General features: G+C 60.7%; 21 protein-coding genes. 19 read left to right on the top strand and 2 right to left on the bottom strand.

Features of this window, described 5'->3' with window-relative positions:
- Window positions 1-24 precede the first annotated feature (24 nt).
- From traC to JAO85_RS23445, 12 genes are read left to right on the top strand one after another with little or no spacing between them, the layout of a single operon-like run.
- Window positions 25-2,649: a type IV secretion system protein TraC gene (gene traC / locus JAO85_RS23390; protein ID WP_013723313.1), complete on the top strand. Its 2,625-nt coding sequence runs from the start codon at window positions 25-27 to the stop codon at window positions 2,647-2,649.
- Window positions 2,639-3,067, top strand: a complete 429-nt coding sequence (locus JAO85_RS23395) for a hypothetical protein (RefSeq protein WP_017510498.1) — start codon at window positions 2,639-2,641, stop codon at window positions 3,065-3,067. The genes traC and JAO85_RS23395 overlap by 11 nt, the downstream gene beginning before the upstream one ends.
- Window positions 3,067-3,543, top strand: coding sequence for a S26 family signal peptidase (locus JAO85_RS23400; protein ID WP_017510497.1), 477 nt, complete (start codon window positions 3,067-3,069; stop codon window positions 3,541-3,543). The genes JAO85_RS23395 and JAO85_RS23400 overlap by 1 nt, the downstream gene beginning before the upstream one ends.
- Entirely contained in the window at window positions 3,530-4,168 is a 639-nt protein-coding gene (gene traW, locus JAO85_RS23405) for a type-F conjugative transfer system protein TraW (protein ID WP_017510496.1), read from the top strand. Before JAO85_RS23400 ends, traW begins: the two co-directional genes overlap by 14 nt.
- Window positions 4,165-5,166, top strand: a complete 1,002-nt coding sequence (gene traU / locus JAO85_RS23410) for a conjugal transfer pilus assembly protein TraU (RefSeq protein ID WP_017510495.1) — start codon at window positions 4,165-4,167, stop codon at window positions 5,164-5,166. Before traW ends, traU begins: the two co-directional genes overlap by 4 nt.
- Window positions 5,166-5,942, top strand: a complete 777-nt coding sequence (trbC, locus tag JAO85_RS23415; protein WP_009242094.1) for a type-F conjugative transfer system pilin assembly protein TrbC — start codon at window positions 5,166-5,168, stop codon at window positions 5,940-5,942. The genes traU and trbC overlap by 1 nt, the downstream gene beginning before the upstream one ends.
- Window positions 5,939-7,237, top strand: coding sequence for a hypothetical protein (locus tag JAO85_RS23420; protein ID WP_017510493.1), 1,299 nt, complete (start codon window positions 5,939-5,941; stop codon window positions 7,235-7,237). The genes trbC and JAO85_RS23420 overlap by 4 nt, the downstream gene beginning before the upstream one ends.
- The gene (locus JAO85_RS23425) at window positions 7,234-8,478 is read left to right on the top strand and encodes a conjugal transfer protein TraN (RefSeq protein WP_017510492.1); all 1,245 of its coding nucleotides are present in this window, start codon (window positions 7,234-7,236) and stop codon (window positions 8,476-8,478) included. The genes JAO85_RS23420 and JAO85_RS23425 overlap by 4 nt, the downstream gene beginning before the upstream one ends.
- Entirely contained in the window at window positions 8,475-8,837 is a 363-nt protein-coding gene (locus tag JAO85_RS23430; protein ID WP_188382267.1) for a hypothetical protein, read from the top strand. The genes JAO85_RS23425 and JAO85_RS23430 overlap by 4 nt, the downstream gene beginning before the upstream one ends.
- Before the next feature lie 4 nt (window positions 8,838-8,841).
- On the top strand, window positions 8,842-9,654 hold the full coding sequence (locus JAO85_RS23435; RefSeq protein WP_017510490.1) for a conjugal transfer protein TraF: 813 nt from the start codon (window positions 8,842-8,844) through the stop codon (window positions 9,652-9,654).
- Window positions 9,655-9,664: 10 nt separating this feature from the next.
- Complete coding sequence (locus JAO85_RS23440) at window positions 9,665-11,071, top strand: conjugal transfer protein TraH (protein WP_017510489.1); 1,407 nt, start codon at window positions 9,665-9,667, stop codon at window positions 11,069-11,071.
- 11 nt (window positions 11,072-11,082) lie between these two features.
- Window positions 11,083-14,130 carry a conjugal transfer protein TraG N-terminal domain-containing protein gene (locus JAO85_RS23445; RefSeq protein ID WP_017510488.1) on the top strand — a complete coding sequence of 1,016 codons (3,048 nt, stop codon included), beginning with the start codon at window positions 11,083-11,085 and terminating at the stop codon, window positions 14,128-14,130.
- 24 nt (window positions 14,131-14,154) lie between these two features.
- Here the strand turns inward: JAO85_RS23445 and JAO85_RS23450 are convergent, their stop codons facing one another.
- Both JAO85_RS23450 and JAO85_RS23455 read right to left on the bottom strand, forming a co-directional pair.
- Complete coding sequence (locus tag JAO85_RS23450; protein ID WP_229726455.1) at window positions 14,155-14,466, bottom strand: hypothetical protein; 312 nt, start codon at window positions 14,464-14,466, stop codon at window positions 14,155-14,157.
- The gene (locus JAO85_RS23455) at window positions 14,466-14,720 is read right to left on the bottom strand and encodes a hypothetical protein (protein ID WP_017510487.1); all 255 of its coding nucleotides are present in this window, start codon (window positions 14,718-14,720) and stop codon (window positions 14,466-14,468) included. Before JAO85_RS23455 ends, JAO85_RS23450 begins: the two co-directional genes overlap by 1 nt.
- An 83-nt stretch (window positions 14,721-14,803) precedes the next feature.
- Here JAO85_RS23455 and JAO85_RS23460 point away from each other — a divergent pair, with 83 nt between their 5' ends.
- The 7 genes from JAO85_RS23460 (at window position 14,804) to JAO85_RS23490 (ending at window position 17,905) form a co-directional block, all read left to right on the top strand.
- Window positions 14,804-15,133, top strand: coding sequence for a TrfB-related DNA-binding protein (locus tag JAO85_RS23460; RefSeq protein WP_082355033.1), 330 nt, complete (start codon window positions 14,804-14,806; stop codon window positions 15,131-15,133).
- A 75-nt stretch (window positions 15,134-15,208) separates the two neighbouring features.
- The gene (locus JAO85_RS23465) at window positions 15,209-15,934 is read left to right on the top strand and encodes a M48 family metallopeptidase (protein WP_017510486.1); all 726 of its coding nucleotides are present in this window, start codon (window positions 15,209-15,211) and stop codon (window positions 15,932-15,934) included.
- A 7-nt stretch (window positions 15,935-15,941) separates the two neighbouring features.
- On the top strand, window positions 15,942-16,202 hold the full coding sequence (locus JAO85_RS23470; protein WP_038314824.1) for a hypothetical protein: 261 nt from the start codon (window positions 15,942-15,944) through the stop codon (window positions 16,200-16,202).
- Complete coding sequence (locus JAO85_RS23475) at window positions 16,202-16,621, top strand: CFI-box-CTERM domain-containing protein (RefSeq protein ID WP_017510484.1); 420 nt, start codon at window positions 16,202-16,204, stop codon at window positions 16,619-16,621. The genes JAO85_RS23470 and JAO85_RS23475 overlap by 1 nt, the downstream gene beginning before the upstream one ends.
- Window positions 16,618-17,142 carry a Dna2/Cas4 domain-containing protein gene (locus JAO85_RS23480; RefSeq protein WP_017510483.1) on the top strand — a complete coding sequence of 175 codons (525 nt, stop codon included), beginning with the start codon at window positions 16,618-16,620 and terminating at the stop codon, window positions 17,140-17,142. Before JAO85_RS23475 ends, JAO85_RS23480 begins: the two co-directional genes overlap by 4 nt.
- A 23-nt stretch (window positions 17,143-17,165) precedes the next feature.
- The gene (locus tag JAO85_RS23485; RefSeq protein WP_009242134.1) at window positions 17,166-17,534 is read left to right on the top strand and encodes a hypothetical protein; all 369 of its coding nucleotides are present in this window, start codon (window positions 17,166-17,168) and stop codon (window positions 17,532-17,534) included.
- A gap of 125 nt (window positions 17,535-17,659) precedes the next feature.
- Window positions 17,660-17,905 (top strand): hypothetical protein, encoded by a 246-nt coding sequence (locus JAO85_RS23490; RefSeq protein WP_009242133.1) that lies wholly within the window; start codon window positions 17,660-17,662, stop codon window positions 17,903-17,905.
- Window positions 17,906-17,915: the final 10 nt, after the last annotated feature.

Consider the following 17,915-nt stretch of genomic DNA (forward strand, 5'->3'; position numbering starts at 1 on the left):
GGCGGCCAACATGGAGAACATTCAATGCAAGACAGCATGATGGACAAGCTAAAGGGTGCTGCCGCCCGGTTTTGGGACGAAACCGTGCTGGGTAACACCTCGGATGTCGGGAGCCAACCGGCCCCTGTGGCGGCCGCCAACGAGGTGACGAGCCTCTACGGTCTTCACAGCATCCTCAAGTACGACCAATACGACCCCGACACGGGCCTTTTCTACAACGACAACTCGGTGGCCTTCTGCTTTGAAGTCATCGCCCAAACGGGCGCGGACGACGACATGGCAAGCCGCCTCAATACGCTCTTTACCCCGGTGCCGCCGCACTACGGGATTCAGTGGTGCCTGTTCGGTAGCCCGGTGCTGGATGACCAGTTTCAGGCGTACATGGATCAACGCCATATCGCGGTGGACAACGGCAAGACGACCCCGTTCTTCCAGGAGCTGGCCAAGCGCCGCGTGGAGTACATCTACAAGGCCAAGGGCAAGCCGCTTTGGCCCAATGACAACTACGTGGTGAAGAACATCCGGCTGTTGTTCTCCATCACAAAAGCCGGCTCTTTCCGTGACGCCAAGCTGGTGGAGGAAATGTACGAGCTGCGCGAGACAGTGCGCGCCTCACTGCGCACGGCAAGCCTGCCGTCCTTTCCCCTCGATGCTGACGGGCTGATTAGCTTCCTGTGGCCGATCCTCAACCCCGAAAGCATGTTCAGCAAGGAGCCGTTCCCCGACCTGCGCTACGACGACGGGAAATCCATCAAGAACCAAGTCACCGCCTTTGGCCAGCATGTGCGCGTGAAGGCCAACGAGCTGCTGTTTGGCCTGCCGCCCGAGAAGCAGGGCGACGAAGACAAGCGCATTGCCGTGCGTGGCTTCGGCGTGCTTCAGTACCCGCAGAAGAAAGAGCTGTGGGAGATGGCCAACATCATCGGTTCGTTTTTCGATGACGGCCTTCAATACCCGTGCCCGTTCCTGGTGTGCGGTGGCGTCTTCACGCTTGACCCCAACGTGGTGGACGGCAAGGCTCAGATCAAGGCGGCGCGCACCAAGCAAAACGCCAAGTCCAAGATGGCCGAATTCCAGCCCGAGCTTCAGGCCCAGGCGAATGATTGGGACATCGTGCTGCACCAGCTCAACAACGGCGGCAGCATGTGCGAGCTGTACCACACGTTGCTGCTGTTCGCGCCCAAGCGAGTCATCAATCGGGCCAGCCAAGTGGCCCTGAACGTGTGGCGCAGCGAACGCTTCACGATCTGCCCGCTGCAACTGCTGCAACTGACGGCCCTGTATTCCAGCCTGCCGATGACGCTCACCGAGACGGTGCGCGACGACTTGCAGAAGCTGCGCCTCATCACTTCCAAGACCACGGTGAACGCCGTGGACATGGCTCCGGTGATTGGCGAATGGAAGGGCGCAGGCGACCCGGTGATGATGTTCTTCGGCCGCCGTGGCACGCCTACTTTCCTCGACTTCTACAGCAACCAGCAGGGCAACTACAACGTGTTCGTGGCGGGTGTGTCCGGTTCGGGCAAGTCCGTGACCATGAACGAAGTCGTTTCGGCCTATCGCGGCATCGGTGCGCGGGTGTGGGTGATCGACGTGGGCCGCAGCTATCAGAACCTGATCCGGCTCCAAAAGGGCACCTTCCTCGAATTCACGCCGAGCACCAAGCTGTGCATCAACCCGTTCACATGGGTGGGCACTGACGACGAGCTGGATTTCAAGGCCGAAATGCGGATGCTCAAGCCGATGATCGGCCGCATGGCGTCACCCAATGCGCCACTGACGGAATTCCAGTACGCGCTGATCGGGGAGGCGATTACCGCTGTCTGGCAGGACTACGGCCAGGACACCAACCCGACCCGCATCCGCGACTATCTGTTGAGCAACATCAAGAACGAGTCGGGCAGCACCGAGCGCGTGGCCTACGAGCTGGCCAAGCAGCTCGCGCCGTTCACCAAGGATGGCGTCTATGGCGACTTTTTCAATGGCCGCGCCAACATCAGCCTGGATGCTGACATGGTGGGTCTGGAGCTGGAAGAACTGAAGAACGCGCCCGAGCTGCGCCGCGTGGTGCTGTTCGTGCTGACCTCGCGCATTGCCCACGACATGTACCTGACCCGCGACCGCAAGAAGCTGTGTCTGGTCGATGAGGCGTGGCAGCTCCTGGGGGCCGACAAGGAAACCGCCGAGTTCATCGAGGAAGGCTACCGCCGCGCCCGGAAGTACAACGGAATTTTCTGCGTGGGTACGCAGGGCATCGAGGACGCTTACAAGAACGATGCGGCCCAGGCGGCCTACAACAACGCCGACTGGAAGATTCTGCTGCGCCAAGACCGCAAGAACCTGGAAAAGCTGATCGAGGACGGCATGGTGAATTTCTCGCCGGCCGTGAAGCGGATGCTGCTGTCGTTGCGTACCGAGCGCGGCCGCTTCAGCGAAATGCTCATTTCCTCGCCTAACGGCGATTCTGTGGTGCGTCACATCCCCGATCCGTTCTCCCTGCTGATGGCTTCGACCAACGCGCAGGACTTCAACGAATGCAACGCGCTGCTGGAGCAGGGCCATTCCACGATGGAAGCCCTGGAAATCATGCTGGCCCGCCGTACCCCTCAAGAACAACTGTCCCCGCGCCGGAGGAAAGATGACTACTGAACCGACCACCAACCCAACCCCCGAGACGCCAGCGCCGACCGAGGCCGCAGCGCCGGCCGCCGACCGGATGCGTTACGTGATCCCGGCCGTGCTGTCCACCTTGCTCACTCTGGTGGCGCTCGCGCCAGTGGCCTACGTCATCAACCGCAACATGCCGGCGCGCGTGGCGACCGTGGATTTGCAGGTGCTGGTGGAGGAAGACCAGAAGCGCACCCTGGACGTGATCGGCAAGGGCGGCGACGTGACGGACGAGCAGCGCGCCGTGGCGCAGAAGCTGACCATCGACTTTGCCAAGAAGCTGTCCGCGACCGTGGATGCGCTGGGGCAAGAGTGCAACTGCGTGATCGTCAACAAGGCGGCGCTGCTGGGCGGCGTGACCATCGACTACACGGATCAAGTCCGGGCGAGGATGAAGTGATGAAGGCGAAGCGCATCTACTGGACGGTTTGCGCGGGTGTGTTCGCCGTGGGTGCGCTGGCCGCCGCCACTACCCCTTGGCTGGATTACACCTTCAACCTGACCAACAGCCTGCCCGGCACCCTCTACGTGATCCACAAGGGTGGGGAGGTGAAGAAGGGCGAGCTGATCGCCTACCGCTGGCATGGCGGGGCGACCTATCCCGCTGGCACCACCTTCATCAAGCGCGTGGCCGGTGTGGCTGGCGACACGGTTAAACGGGCCGGCAGCGCGTTTTGGGTGAATGACCAATACATCGGCACCGCCAAGCCCTTCTCGAAGGCTGGCGTGCCTCTCCAGCCCGCGCAGGATGGGGTTATCGGGGCAGGGGAGTATTTCGTTTCGACGCCCAACCCGAACAGCCTGGACTCGCGCTATGCGCTGACCGGCAACGTGAAGCAGGCCGAAGTCATCGGGAGGGCCTATGAAATTTTCTAAGCTGATCGCAGCCCTGTTGATCGCCTCGATCCTGCCCACCGCGAACGCCGCGAGCTTGGGCAGCATCGGGCCGACCTACCCGATTGGGGAGGAAAGCGCGCTCGACATGATTATGAAGAAGCTGCGCGAAAAGGAGCGCAGCGGCGAGCTGAAGCGGTTGCAGGAAGAAGCCATCCGCCGCTCGATGGGCAGCATCAAGAACATGAAGCCGGTGGATGGCATCACCACCGTGCGCGCCCGCGCACAGCGTTTCATCGACCCCACCGTGACCTACACCAAGCCGGTAACGACCGACGACGGCCGCATCGTGGTGCCGGCCGGCACGAAGATCAACCCGCTGGACATGACCGGACTGACGAAGACGCTGGTTTTCTTCGACGGCCGCGACCCCGAGCAGCGCGAAGCAGTGGGGCGCTTGGTGGCCAAGGGCGGCCAGCTCAAGGTGAAGCCGATTCTCGTTGCTGGGTCTTGGCTCGACCTCACAAAAGCCTGGAAGACCCAAGTTTTCTACGACCAGAAGGGCACCCTTTCCAAACGGTTCGGCATCACGGCCGTGCCGGCTGTGATTCGTCAGCAGGGAAAGATGCTTGTGCTCGATGAGATTCCCGCGAAGGAGCTGCAATGAAACGCTGGCTTGTAATTGCTTTCATGGTGCTCGCGGCGACTTTCGCGCGCGAAAGTATGGCCGGCGTGTGCCAGGGCAAGTTTGCCAACCCCATCACCGATATTTGCTGGAGCTGCCTGTTTCCGCTGACGCTAGGCGGCACGCCGATCATGACGATGGGCCAGGAGGATACCGGCAACCCTGACGGCTTCCTCTGCACCTGCACCAACCCCCTGCGCATCGGCATCAAGACCGGCTTTTGGGAGCCGGCGCGGCGCGTGGATGTGACCCGCACCCCGTACTGCTTTGTCTCGCTTGGCGGCATCAAGCTCGATCCCGGTATCCGCGCCCCGGAAGGCGAGATCCGTTTGCAGCAAGACAACACCAAGCAGTCCAACTATCAGGTTCATTGGTACGCCGATCCGATCCTGTATTGGCTGGAGGTGATCCTGGACAACCCGTGTCTGGAAACGGGTTCCTTTGACGTGGCCTACATCACCGAAGTCGATCCGACTTGGAACGACGACGAGCTGACCATGTTGCTGAACCCGGAAACCTTCCTGTTCGGCAACCCCATCGCCCAAGCCGCGTGTGCCGGTGACTGCGTGCTGTCATCGGCCGGCTTTGGCAGTAACGCGCTTTTCTGGTGCGCCGGCTGCCAGGGTTCGATCTACCCCTTCAATGGCCATGTGCAGGCCCACGTCTCGCACGTTCAAGCCAGCTCGCTGCTGGTGCAGCGCATGACGGCCAAGCTGCACCGCGAATTCCTGATGTGGGGCACCTCTGGCGCTGATGGCTTGTGTGGCATCTATCCCGAGCCGGTGATGGACAAGACCCAATACAAGTACCAGATGCTCTACCCGATCCCGCAGACGGAAAAGATCAACGGGCGCTGCTGCCAACCCTATGGCCGCACGACCGCGATTTGGGGAGCTGGCAAGAGCTACCCGTATGCCGGCGAAGACTTCGCCTACATGATTTTCCGAAAGAAAAACTGCTGCCTGGGAGTGGGATTCTGATGAACAAGAAAACTGTCATCGGGCTGATGCTGCTGGCCGCTTTCGCCCGCGAAAGCGTGGCGCAGAGCACGCCGACCGCATCCCAGCTCGACCAAGAACGCCAACGCATCGAGCTTGAACGCAAGCAGATGTTTGATCCGAACAACCCCGCCTCGAAGGCTAAGAAGGGCGCTATGCCCAACTCGGCCGACATCGACCGGGAAATGCGCCGCGTGGATCGTGAGCGCAAGCAGATGTTTGATCCGAACAATCCCGCGACCAAGAACGCCGCCAACGTATTCCCCAACGTGCCGACGCCGGAGCGCGCCGGGATCGACATCGAGGCGCTGGCCAAGCAATACGAGCAAAAGGCCCAGGCCCGCAAGATGGATGACCTGATGATTTTCGCCAGCTTCACGATGCCGGCCGAATCGCTCAAGCGGATCGTCAGCCAAGCCAACCGGGTGGGGGCTTCCGTGGTGCTGCGCGGTTTCAAGAACAACTCGCTGAAGGATACGGCGCTGGCCATCAAGGAGCTGGGAGAACAGGGCGGCAACGTGCTGGTGAACCCCAACGCCTTCACCAAGTACAAGGTCAAGGCCGTTCCCACGATGGTGCTGGCCAAGGCCGCAACCATCGACCAAGTGGACAACGAGGGCTGCGCCCTCCCTGACAACTTTGTGGCGGTGGCCGGTGACGTTTCGCTGGACTACGCGCTGGACGAGATTGTGCGCCGCGCTCCGCAATTTGAAGCCGTGGCGTCTCGCTACCTTCGCCAGATCAGGGGGAACCAATGAAGCGCGTCCTTTCCATCGCCGCGATGCTGGCCGCTGTGGGTGTAGCCAGCGCACAAACCATCACGACGCCGGCCGACGCCTTCAACGCCGGCAAGGACTTCGCCAACACGGGCAAGGGTGTGGCGGGGGGCAAGATCAATGGCGCAACTGGCTCCAACGTGCTGCCGTACTACAGCACCACGGCACCGGAGACGGCCAACTTCCAGGAAGGGCGCAACCTCATCGGCGGGGCAGGCACGAACAAGCAAATTCAGTGCGAGACGTACAAGGCCCCCAATGCCTTCCAGCAGCAGGAATGCGACGCGGTGAACTTCATGAGCAAGAACCCGACGCAGCGGCCGAAGTTCACCATCGACAAGCAGACCGACCCGATCCTGACCGGCTCCAAGGGCGTCATCAACAACCCCGGCAGCATCCCCGGCGCTTCGACGCAGCAATGCCGAGTGGAGCGCGTGAAGAACCCGGCGACCTACATCACCGAGACTTGCACGGAAACGCAGACGCTCGAAAACCTGTCCTGCAAGCGCGTGCTCAAGGTGGCGTGCGATCCCGAGCGCGACGGCTGCGACCAAGGCGGCATCGTCCCGAATAGCTGGGCCGGCGACATGGCCACCAGCTTCACCCCGGACGGGGCCGGCAACTACATCCTCCAGTTCGGCACCATCGCGGACAACTATTGGGGCGGCTGGGGCGCGGTGTACGACCGCAACCTTACTTTCGACATCCGCGACGTAGGCTTGATTACCCGCTTCGCCCTGACCCGTGCCGCTTTTGACGACTGGCTGATGGTCAAGGTGAACGGAAACCTCGTCTATGTCGGCCCGCGTGGCGGCGACCGTCTCGAAATCTATTCACCGCCTCCGGTCTTCGAGTCCTCCAGCACGCGCTCATGCACGCAGACTTGGGACGATTGGGGTAGTGGCTGGCAGTGCTCCGATACGGGCGGCGGCGGCTGGTGGGGCGGCGGCGGTGGCGGCAATGCCGTCTCCTACCAATCCTGCACGGCAGTGGGCGGCGGCTGGAATTGCACGGCCAGCGACTACCGCACCGGCATGGTTCAGTACTGCGCCACCTGCTTCAGCGGCCCGGAGCTTTCGACGAGCTGGAACTTCGGCTTGAACATCGACGTGAAGCCCTACCTCAAGAACGGCTCCAACACGATCTTCATGCGGACGATTGTTGCGGGTGGCGGTGAAGGGGCGATCCAGCTCACGACGCGCCAACTGTGCCCGCGCAACTGCTATGACCAATGGGACAACAGCCAGTGCGCTCCCCTGGAACAGAGGGCTCAATGATGATGAAGAAGATTCTTGCCGCATTGGCCTTTGTCGCCAGCTTCAGCTCCTTCGCAGCGCCTGACTGCCAGAAGACAGGCACGGTCTGCACCGCGCCCAACCAGACGCGCAACGTGTCTGGCCTGTCTGTCTTCCGTGAATGCTGGGAGTACCAGGACACCTATCAATGCCGCAGCCAGAACATGGTCAACGACTGCCAGCCGCTGCGAGACAAGGGGTGCTCGCAGATCGGATCGTCATGCGTGGAGCGCGACGATTCCGGCACCTGCGTGATGTACGAGCAGAAATACAACTGCCCGGACAAGCCTGAAACCTACACCGAGAAAACGGTGTGCGATCAAAGCGCCTTCTGCCAGAACGGCGGGGCAGGGTGCTTTGATACCAGCGCACCACCCGACAAGGACTTTGGCCAAGCGGCCGTGATGATGGAGGCCGCCCGCGAGGCCGGCGTGTACGGCATCGACCCGAACAAGGTGGAAATCTTCAAGGGCTACATGGAGGAATGCAGCATCAAGGTCTTGGGCGGCACCACGCTCAAGAGTTGCTGCAAGTCAGCCGGTGGCGGCGCTGCCTTCAGCAATTACGCGCTTCTCGGCGCGGGGATGAAGGCGGCGGGCGAAGCGGGCCGCGAATCCATCGTGCTGGGTTCAAAGTACATGTACGACTCGCTCTATGGCCAGCTCGATAGCTCGTTGATCGACAAGGGCCTTGGGGCGATGAATAGCTGGGCATCCGGCTTGGGTGATGGCGTCTTCAATCCGCAATTCGGGTTCTACGGCTTCACCTTCGAGTTCACCTTTGCTAACGGCTTCCAGTTCGTCGGTTTCGACCCGTACAGCTTCGCCCTGTCCGTGGCAATCATGCTGGTGCAGGAATGGTTGAGCTGCGATTCCGCCGAGCAGGTCATGGCCATGAAGCGCGGCCAAAACCTGTGCGTCCACATCGAGACGTATTGCAGCAAGAAGGTGCTCAAGGTCTGCGTGGAGAAGAAAGAACGCCACTGCTGCTTTAACTCCAAGCTGGCCAAGATCATCAATCGCCAAGGCCGCGCGCAACTCGGGATGCCGATGAATAGCTGCGGCGGCTTCAACCAGGCGCAGCTCCAAGCCCTCGATTTCTCCCGGATTGATCTGTCCGAGTTCATCGCGGACATCGTGCCCAAGGATGTGCCGGCATCGACCATGAGCAACCGGGTGCAGCAAACCGTCAACCAAAAAGTTCAGAGCTACTACGACCAATGAAAACTCTCTCTATTGCCCTCATTTTGCTGGCCTGCTCGACTTTCGCGCGCGAAAGCCTCGCCGGGCCGACCGTCTATACCCGGCAACACGACGTGCTGGCCACTGCCATCCGCAACGGCAGCTCCAGCGGCGTCATGGAGGGGGAGGTGGCCGAGCACTTCACTCGCCAATTCCGCTCGACCGGGCCGCTGTTGGTGACTGCCAAGGTCATCAAGTCTTTCAGTCGCGCCGACTGCAAGCGCCTTGAAATGGTGTTTACCAAGAAGGATGTGGATACCCCGCAAGGGCGCACCGACGCGATCCTGAAGACCCAGCTCAACTACTGCCTCGACGGCACCCCGCCAATTTCCGTGGAGTAAGCCAATGATGAAGCGAAGCCTTCTCCTGCTGGCCCTGCTGTCTGGGTACGCCAATGCGCAATCGCTGGATTACCCCTCTGTTTGGCAGTGCGATGCGAACAAGCCCAACTGGTACTGCGACATGGAAGACGCCAAGCCGCAGCCTGTGCAGCCGACGCCGGCGCCGGCCCGGCCTCAGACTGGCCGCAAGGCTGACCAGCCCAAGCGCATCGAGCTGAAGGACATCAAGACCGCCGAGCAACTGCGACAAGAACTGAAGCGCCGGGAAGACGTGGCGGTGATGAACCCCACCGACCAGAACATGAAGGACTACCTGGAGCTTTGGCAGATGACGCAGGACAAGGGAGCTGTCTTCGCTGACAACTGGCGGCGCGTGGTTTGGCAAAACCCGAGCCTCGACTACGCGCAAAAGCGGCCGGTCAATAACTCCGCGATCAAGATTTACGACGAGGGCCGCATTCAGAACGAGGAACAGCAACTGAAGATGCTGGCCAAGGAACACGGGCTGATCTTCTTCTTCCGTAGCGACTGCCCGTACTGCCATGCAATGGCCCCGACGCTGAAGATGCTTTCCGACAAGTACGGCATCGAGGTGCTGCCGGTTTCCGTCGATGGCATGGGCCTGCCCGAGTTCCCGAACCCCCGCGACGGCCGCGCGCAAGCTGCGGCTTGGGGGATTGAGCGCGTGCCAGCACTGTTCATCGGCTCGAAGCAGACCGGCGACCGCGCACCCGTGGGCTTCGGAATGATGGCCCTGACCGAAATCGTCAATCGAATTTTTGTCCTCACCGGCACCAAGCCCGGCGATAACTTCTAAGGAGCTGCCCATGCTACTGAAAAAAGTAACGGCGCTGGTGACGGCATTTGCTTTCACCACCTCTACCTACGCCATGAACATGCAGGAGCTTTTCGACTCCGTGAATGCTCAAGGCAACGTCAGCAACCCGGCCGTGCTGCAAGGCCAGACGATGAACCTCTACACCGGGGGCAGTCTGTTCATGCGGATGCCCAAGCGCACCTACCAACTGGCCACGGTGACGCCGCCGAGCTGGAACGCTGGGTGCGGAGGCATTGACCTGTTTGCAGGCGGCTTCTCGTTCATCAACAAAGAGCAGTTCGTGGCCATGCTGCGCAACATCGGCTCGAATGCCCTGGGCTACGGCTTCAAGCTGGCCATCCAGAACCTGTGCCCGACCTGCGACAACGTGATGCAGGCCCTGCAAGCCACGGCCCAAGCGGCTAACCGTCTGAACATGGATTCGTGCGAGGCGGCCAAGGGGATAGTCAATGCGGCCGTGCCCGACACCTGGACACGCGGCAAGCAGAACGCGGCCAAGAACTTCGGTGTGGACACCAATATTTTCGAGAACATCACCGACGCTTGGACGAACGTGATGAACAGCGAAAGCCGGGCCAACCAAACGGTGAACTCGGTGGCCAACGCGAGGCCCGAGGCGAAAGACCAGCTCCCGACCGGCAACGTGGTTTGGAAGGCGCTCAAGAAGCTCGATGGCATCACCGACGAGCAACGCATGATCCTGATGTCGATGATCGGCAGCATGATCTTCCCGACCGGCGACACACCGCAACTGCCAATCCCGCTGCTGCGCAAGGAAATCACGGTGGAGGCCCTGGTGGGTGCGCGTACCACCTCCGACACCATCACGGTGCCGATCTGGCGTTGCGACACCACCAGCGCGGACGGCTGCTTGAGTCCGACCGAGGACGAAGTGACCACCAAGAGCTTCAAGACGATGGTGCGGGAGAAGATGGAAAAAATCTCCGACAAGATCGCCAACCGTTCGGCACATGACGACATGGCGGCCACCATCGGCTTCCTGAACGCCACCGATCTGCCCATCTACAAGATGCTGGCCGTGACGACGACCCTCAACAACACCTCGATGGCCGACGCGCTGATTGGCCGCTACCAAGAGCTGATCGCCGCCAAATACGCCGAGGTTTACATCCAGCGTGCCGTCACCGACCTGCGCGGCGCAATGGCGAAGTTCTCCGCCGCTGCCGACGCTACCCAGGCCGCCGAGCTGGGCAAGATGAAGCCCGAGCTGGAGGAAATTTCGCGCGCAGCAAAGCAGGTGCTGGCCACTGCCTACTCGCAGACCATCAGCACCTACAACATCGCCCAGGAGGTGCAGTACATGGAGCGTGCGCTCAATGCCAACCTGTCGCAGACGCTGCGTAACTCGCTCGCCTTCGGCAAGAGCCTGCGCTAAGGGAGGATGCCGTGGACATCGAAATTCAAACCTACTGGAACGTAGAAACGCTCTACTACGTCTTCAACGCCGTCGCCTCGATGATGGCCGGCGCTGGCTTCGCTGGCTTGCTGAAGCTGGTTTTTCTGTTCGCCATTGCAATCGGCATGTTCGGCTACATGAACAAGCAGCTCGAAATGGCGAAGTGGTTTATCCACGCCTTGGCTTTCGTGACGGTGCTGAATCTGCCGATCGCGCGCGTTGCCTTGACCGACAAGACCGGGCTGGAGCCGCCTCGCGTGGTCGATAACGTCCCCTTTGCCCTGGCCGTCACTGCGCAAACGACAAATCTGGTGTTCGGCGCACTGACCAACACCTATGAAACTGTCTTCGGTGTGCCCGAAGACTTGGGCCTGCAAAAAGGGGATGTGGGCTTCGGGCACCGCATCCTGAAGCAAGTCAATAACGCGACGATCCGCGACCCCAGCTTGCGCTCCGACCTGATGCAGTTCATCAAGGAATGCACGCTGTACGACGTGAAAGACGGTGAAATTACCCCGCAGCAGATTGTGGGCGGCACCGATACCTGGAACGTGATTTTCAACAACACGAGTCCGGCCCGCTTCGTCACCTACAACACCCTGACGAATGCGCCGACCACCGATACCTGCACCAATGTTGCGGCCATACTGAAGGAGAAGGTCAACGACGCCGTAACGGCTGGCCAAGCCTTCTACGGCAAGCAGGCTTTCACTCGGGCAAGCAGTGATGCCATCGCTACCAGCATGTTCGTTTCGACGGTGGGCACGTCCTACGACTGGATTCTGAACAACTCCAGCAACGCCTCCGACGCGATGAAGCAGGCGATGTTCAACAACATCTGGAAGGAGGCCGGCACCGAGCTGCCGGCGCTGCTGAACGATCCTGCGCGGGTGGCCGAGGTTAATGCCCTGGCCGGCGCTGCCCAGGCGGCACGGCAAGCTGACGGCTCCAACAGCACGTTGAGCCTGCTGGCCCAAGAGACGCTGCCCCACATGCGCAACTGGATCGAGGCAATCATCTACGGCCTATTCCCGGTTGTTGTGGTTCTGATGGTTGTCAGCTCGACCGAGGGTGCAAAGAAGATCATCGCGGGCTACATGATGTCGCTCGCCTGGATCGGCCTGTGGCCAATCTTGTTCGCCGTCATCAACCACCTGTCGCTCATGCACTTGCGCTACAAGGCGCGCGCGCTGGAGCTGGCGGCCGGTGTGCCGTTCCAGCTCACCGATGCTTTCGACGCCACGCTGACCAACGAGCAGGCGGCCATCGGCTACATGGTTGTCCTAGTGCCATTCATCGCCGGGGCCATCATCAAGCTGGGGCAGGGCGGTTTCATGGGTGTTGCCGACCGGATGATGACCGGCTTTGCCTCTGCCGGCGCAGCGGTGGGCGCAAGCAATGCCAGCGGCAATGTCAGCATGGGCCAAGCTGGACTTGATACCGCATCGGTCAACACGACCTCGATGAACAAGTACGACAGCAACATCGGCCTGCAAGGCGGCGGGGCAACCATCGGCCGAGGCAATGGCTCGACGGCCACAATGGCCGCGAACGGCGCGGTTGCCTTGCAGCAGCTTCAAAACCGGATGCTGACGCAGATGAACATGGATCACCGACTGGAAGCCGGCCGCAACCAGGAAGCGCATCGTACCGACATCACTTCGACCGGGGATCAACTGGCGCGCCGGCACGGCGACAGCTCAAGCCTCACGGACGTGAAGGGGCACGATACAACCCGTGGCCAATACCAGAACACGGGCGTGGTGGCGGCTCGCGGGAGCGAGGGCGGGTATGGTGGCCAACACTCCACTGGCCAGAACTTGGATCGCAACTTCCGTGAGGGTTCGCACTTCCGCACGGCGGCCGGTGCCAATGACCAGCTCCACATGAATTTGGGTGTTGGCCGTGGGAACCCCAACGGCGGCGGTGCTCCTGGTGCGGGTGGCGCGGGTGGCGCGCCTGATCCGCGCGAGGAAAAGCGTATTGCTGACGCCATGAAGCAGGGCGGCGCGAACCAGCAACAGATCGACCAGGCGCTGAAGAACTACCGTGGCGGCAAGGGCGGTGCCCAGCCTTCGGGCAGCCTCATCAACGCGGGCCTGGGCTACAACGGCGCGAAGACCTACACCGCCGAGCACGGCCGGGATCGGGGCGTGGATACGGTTCATGGCAACCAGGAGGCCGCGCGCACCGAGCGCACATTTGCTGAACGCGGCTCCCGCACCGAGCAGGCCGGGACGGGCAATCAATCGGCCCAAAACGACCGCCACGGCCGCGATGCCGCCCTTACGAACGTGGATGAGGTTTCCCGCGTGCGTGATGTCTCTGATCGTCGTGAATTCGGTACTGGCGACCGCGCCAACCGTAGCGACAGCAACAGCTTCACGACTCACAAGGATCTGATGGCCGATCCGTATCTGTTCGAGAAGGTGGCAGCGCGCAATGGCATGACCGCCATGCGTTTCGCCAACCAATCCGAAGACCGGATCATGGACATGGTGCAGGACTACGTGAGCGAGAAGGGCATGGTTCAACAAGCCACCACCATGCCGCAGCAGACTTTCGCAGGCGAAAAACTGCCGACCACGAAGGGCGAGCTGGAGAGGCAATCCGCCAAGGATCGCGCCGGCATCCCGCAGGACATCCAGGGCGTCCACAAGAAGAAGGTGGCACAGACCGGCTACGGCGGAACCGCTCCGCTCAAGGTCGATACCTCTGCGCCTCCGATCATTGCGGAATCCAGAGGGGACGTACAGGGCCAGCTCGACCCGAAGAACAAGGGCAGCATCCCGGCGCGTGCCGGGGCCTTGGACGAGAACGTGAATGCCTGGGCCAGCCCGGACAAGGCTGTTGGCGCTGGGCGGGCCAACCCCGCAGCCGTCAACGAGGACAACATGATCCGCGACGGCAAGGACACCGTTCAGAAGGCTTGGGACAAGCTGACTGGCGGCGACGGTACGGCAGACGGCGAAAAGCTGAACGACAACATGAAGCGGGAAACAGCCGCCTCGGTTCAGATCAACAACGGCAGCAAGTAAAGGGAAAGGGGGCTTTGCCCCCTTTCAAGAATTGCCGCCCGTGTAGTTATCGCCCCAGGGTAAATGATGAACAACACAAGACTTGCCGGTAAATGGATTAACGCCTGCTGCGCTATTTGGCGCGCCAGTGCCGGGCCATTTCGACATTCCCTTGAATCCATCGCTTAACCACCATGCAAGCCAGAATGGAATCCAGAAAATCAATCCGCCGCCGAGCATTGGAATGTAGTCGGCAAGGAAATTACCACCGGATGCCGAAAGTGCGGCAGCGGCCGGCAATGGAAGCCAGAGCATCCAGCGCCTTCGAGAGAACAGCATTTTTGTCAGTCGCATCATTATTGTTCCTCAATAACCAGCATCACGTAGGTGGCCGTGTTTTTGTCGTCTTGCATATGCACGACACGGAAGCCTTTTTCGTAAATCTGCTTGATCGTCACCTTGCCGATGTGTTCGCACTGCAACACCGAGTCGCCACCACGGAAGGGGCCGATGCAGACACCGCCACGCTTCGAGGCGGCCGCTTGGGCGCTGGCGTTCGTCATGCCGGCAAGTGCTGCCACGATGAAAGCAGCGTAAAGCATTTTTTTCATTACAACTCTCCTTCCAATTTGGATAGAATTTGCGCATCTTGTCTATTGACAAAATACGCCCAAAACCCTTACGGTGCAAGGGGATGAGTCAGATATTCAAGACTGTTTCCGCAGCGTGTGGCCATGTGTCGCGTGCTGTCTTCGTGAAAGCAGCGCGGCGGCTGGGTCTTTCGTCCGAATCTTACCGCATCGCTGATGAAGTGTTCCTCAAAGGCTACCGGCAGGCAACCGTCGCGCGCCACGTCGGCGTCTCGCGTCAACGGGTGCATTCAGTGTGCCGGGAGCTGCTGGAAGAAATCAATAACCAACTTTCCCCTGAAAGGGCAACCGATGAAAAAACTTCTCCTGATTCTCATTACCACGGCCACCTTGGGCGGATGTGCTTCGCAACAGCCTCTCAGCATGAGAAATGACTGGCGCGCGGGCACCGATCAAACGCCGTATCGCTCGATCCCAACAGCTTTAATCTGTGACGACTGCAATTTGCAATGATCCCGTCTCACTGGTTCAGACGGATCATTCTGATCGTCTTCATCATGGAGGTTGCTGGCGGCATTTTGTGGGTAACTGGCAGGTTATCCACGAATCCAGCCGCCAAGCCAATGACTCAGGCCCTCGGTAGCCTGATATTCCTGTTCGGCTTTTATGCCAGCGCGCCATTATCGGCGCGCTTCCTTGCTCCGCGACCGTCGCGGGATGCTGCGCTTCAAGAGCGTTTGGCAAGGATAGTGGCAACCGTCCCTGATAGTCGCCCCGTCTTCCTGTATGACCATGCCGACAAGGAAGCCAACACTGTGGGGCTGCTGCCGAGTCATTCGCGCATCTACGTGACAACCGGCCTGCTGGCCAGCATGAGCGACGAGGGTATGCGGGGCGTGATCGCCCATGAAAACGCCCATGTTCATGAGCGCCACATCTTCGCCACGTTCACCTATGCCTGCTGCTTTGCTGTGAGCAGCCACCTCCTGGACAACAACAACTTTTTCTTTGCCGCCTTCCTCCTGTTCCTGGGGATTCGCCGGTATTGCGAGTACCGGGCGGATGCCGGCGCTGCGCAGTCCGTAGGGCGCGGAACGATGTTGACGGCGCTGCGCGAGCTGGCCGTGTTGTACCCCTCGAAATCCTGGGTTCGCTGGTTCTCGTTCGCCAATGCCTACCCGACCTTGGCCATGCGGATGCGGGCCGTGGAAACCGGGCACAAGGCCCTTCTGTGAGATGAGCATGGATGCCTTCTACCTGCAATGGATCGGCTGCGCGTTTGGGGTGCTGGGGGCCTTGATGCTGGCCCTCAATAACCGCTTGTCCGGCTGGGGCTTCGTGTCTTTCCTGGCCTCGAATGTCTGCTGGATCGGCTTCGGCGTCATGACCGACGCGCCGGGCCTGATCTTCATGCAAGTGGCTTTCACTGCCACCAGCCTGCTAGGCATTTATCGCTGGATGCTGGCCAAGCCCGACTTTCGCGCGCGAAAGCAGGAGGGGTGATGAGGCGGGCCAAAAAGTACCACACGATCACCGACATCGTAGGCACGGTTTACTGCGAGCAAAAGGTGGTTTTCGACCGTGAGCGAGGGGATGCCCGGCCGCTGGAGGTTCGGGCGAAGGCCGCTGCCGGCACCTTCGAGCACCTACGGTTTCAGGTCGAAGGGCAGACGCGCGCAGCGATTGATCGGCGCTGTTTCATTGCCACCGCGATCTACGGGCCTGACGCGGCAGAGACGAATTTCCTGCGCGCTTGGCGTGATCGGGTGCTGATGCCGGCAATGGCGGGGCGCTTGTTCGTCCGAGCCTACTACGCCGTCTCACCTGGCTTGGTGCCCCTGCTGTGCAGGAGCCGGTGCGCGGCCACGGCTGTGCGCGCTGGGCTGAACGCCATGCTTCGCTTGCTGGGGATGCCGCGATGAGCAACTTGGCCAGCTACATCCTATTCGCCCTGGCCCTGGTGCTGGCCGGCTGGACATTCATGGTCTGGCGCGGGTTTACTCAGAACTGGCTCCCTCCCGAGCTTGCGGCCGGCAAGGTGGCTCAAGTGGAGCGCAACCTGTTCATCAATGCGCCGTTCCCCGTCGTGGGCCGGCCGGATCAGGTGTATCGGCTTCCTGATGGGCTGCATGTTCCCCTCGAAAACAAGAACCGCGATGCCCACCGCGTCTATGAGACGGACATTGCGCAACTCTCTTTGCAAGCGTGGCTGCTTCGTCTGAACGGACTTGAAACCGCGCCCTTTGGCTTCGTGGCCATCAACAACCGAAAAACCCGTGAGCGCCGCGCCATGCGCGTGGAGCTGCGCGACGACGCCTATTGCGAGCAGTTGGTGGCCCGGTACATCGACATCACCGAGCGCAGGGCCAAGGCGCGCAAAAGCCGGGGCCGCAAATGCAACACATGCGGCCATCGTTCCGAATGCTTTTCTCTCAACCCTTAACCAACAACATGGAGATTCCACCAATGACTACCCCTGACCGCGAACTGCGCCTGATGGAAACTTTTGTCGGCCTTCTCAGCGACCATCAAAAGGACTTCGAGGGCTTCGTGCGCGACGTGGAGAACGTCCGCTACTGCCATACCCCCATCGACGGCCAGCAAATCAATCGTTGCGAGTACGCGCTGCGCAACATGGAGATTCGCCTGCTGACCATCCACAACTGCATCCAAGCGGGGCGGTTCGACGCTGAAACGCTCGATGCGTTGGTTCAGACCAAACATACCTGGGCCAGCATGAAGAACCGGGTGGATAGCTACCTGGGCGAAATCCACCAGATCATCAGCCAGACATCCGCCGCACTGCGGCCGGTGCGCGAGAGCTTGGTGGCGTGATCGCCCTCCCCTTCCTATTGACGTTATCGCGCTAAACGCCTAGTGCCAGTAGGATTTTTTTGATAAACTTGCTTTCACCGTGAAAGCAAATAAACGGCATCTGAATACTGGCACTGGACACCCGCATGGACAACTTACCGATGGATGCGCTGCTGACGCAGATATGGCAAATGGTTTCTCCCTACGTGGGCGGGGCCTGGGCCGCACTGCAACGCATCTTCGCTGAAACCCCTACCCCGCTGTTGATCGGCATTGTCGTTGGCTTGTTGCTCGCGCGCGTGCTGCGCGGCGTGCTGATCGTGGCGGGGCTGGCGGCAGTGGTGTTTGTTGCTGTACGGGTGTTCGGCATTGCTGTGCCCGGCTTGGGCTGACTGGAGGCGA

It is taken from the genome of Comamonas sp. NyZ500, assembly GCF_016772095.1.
GTDB classification, from domain to species: domain Bacteria; phylum Pseudomonadota; class Gammaproteobacteria; order Burkholderiales; family Burkholderiaceae_C; genus Comamonas; species Comamonas thiooxydans.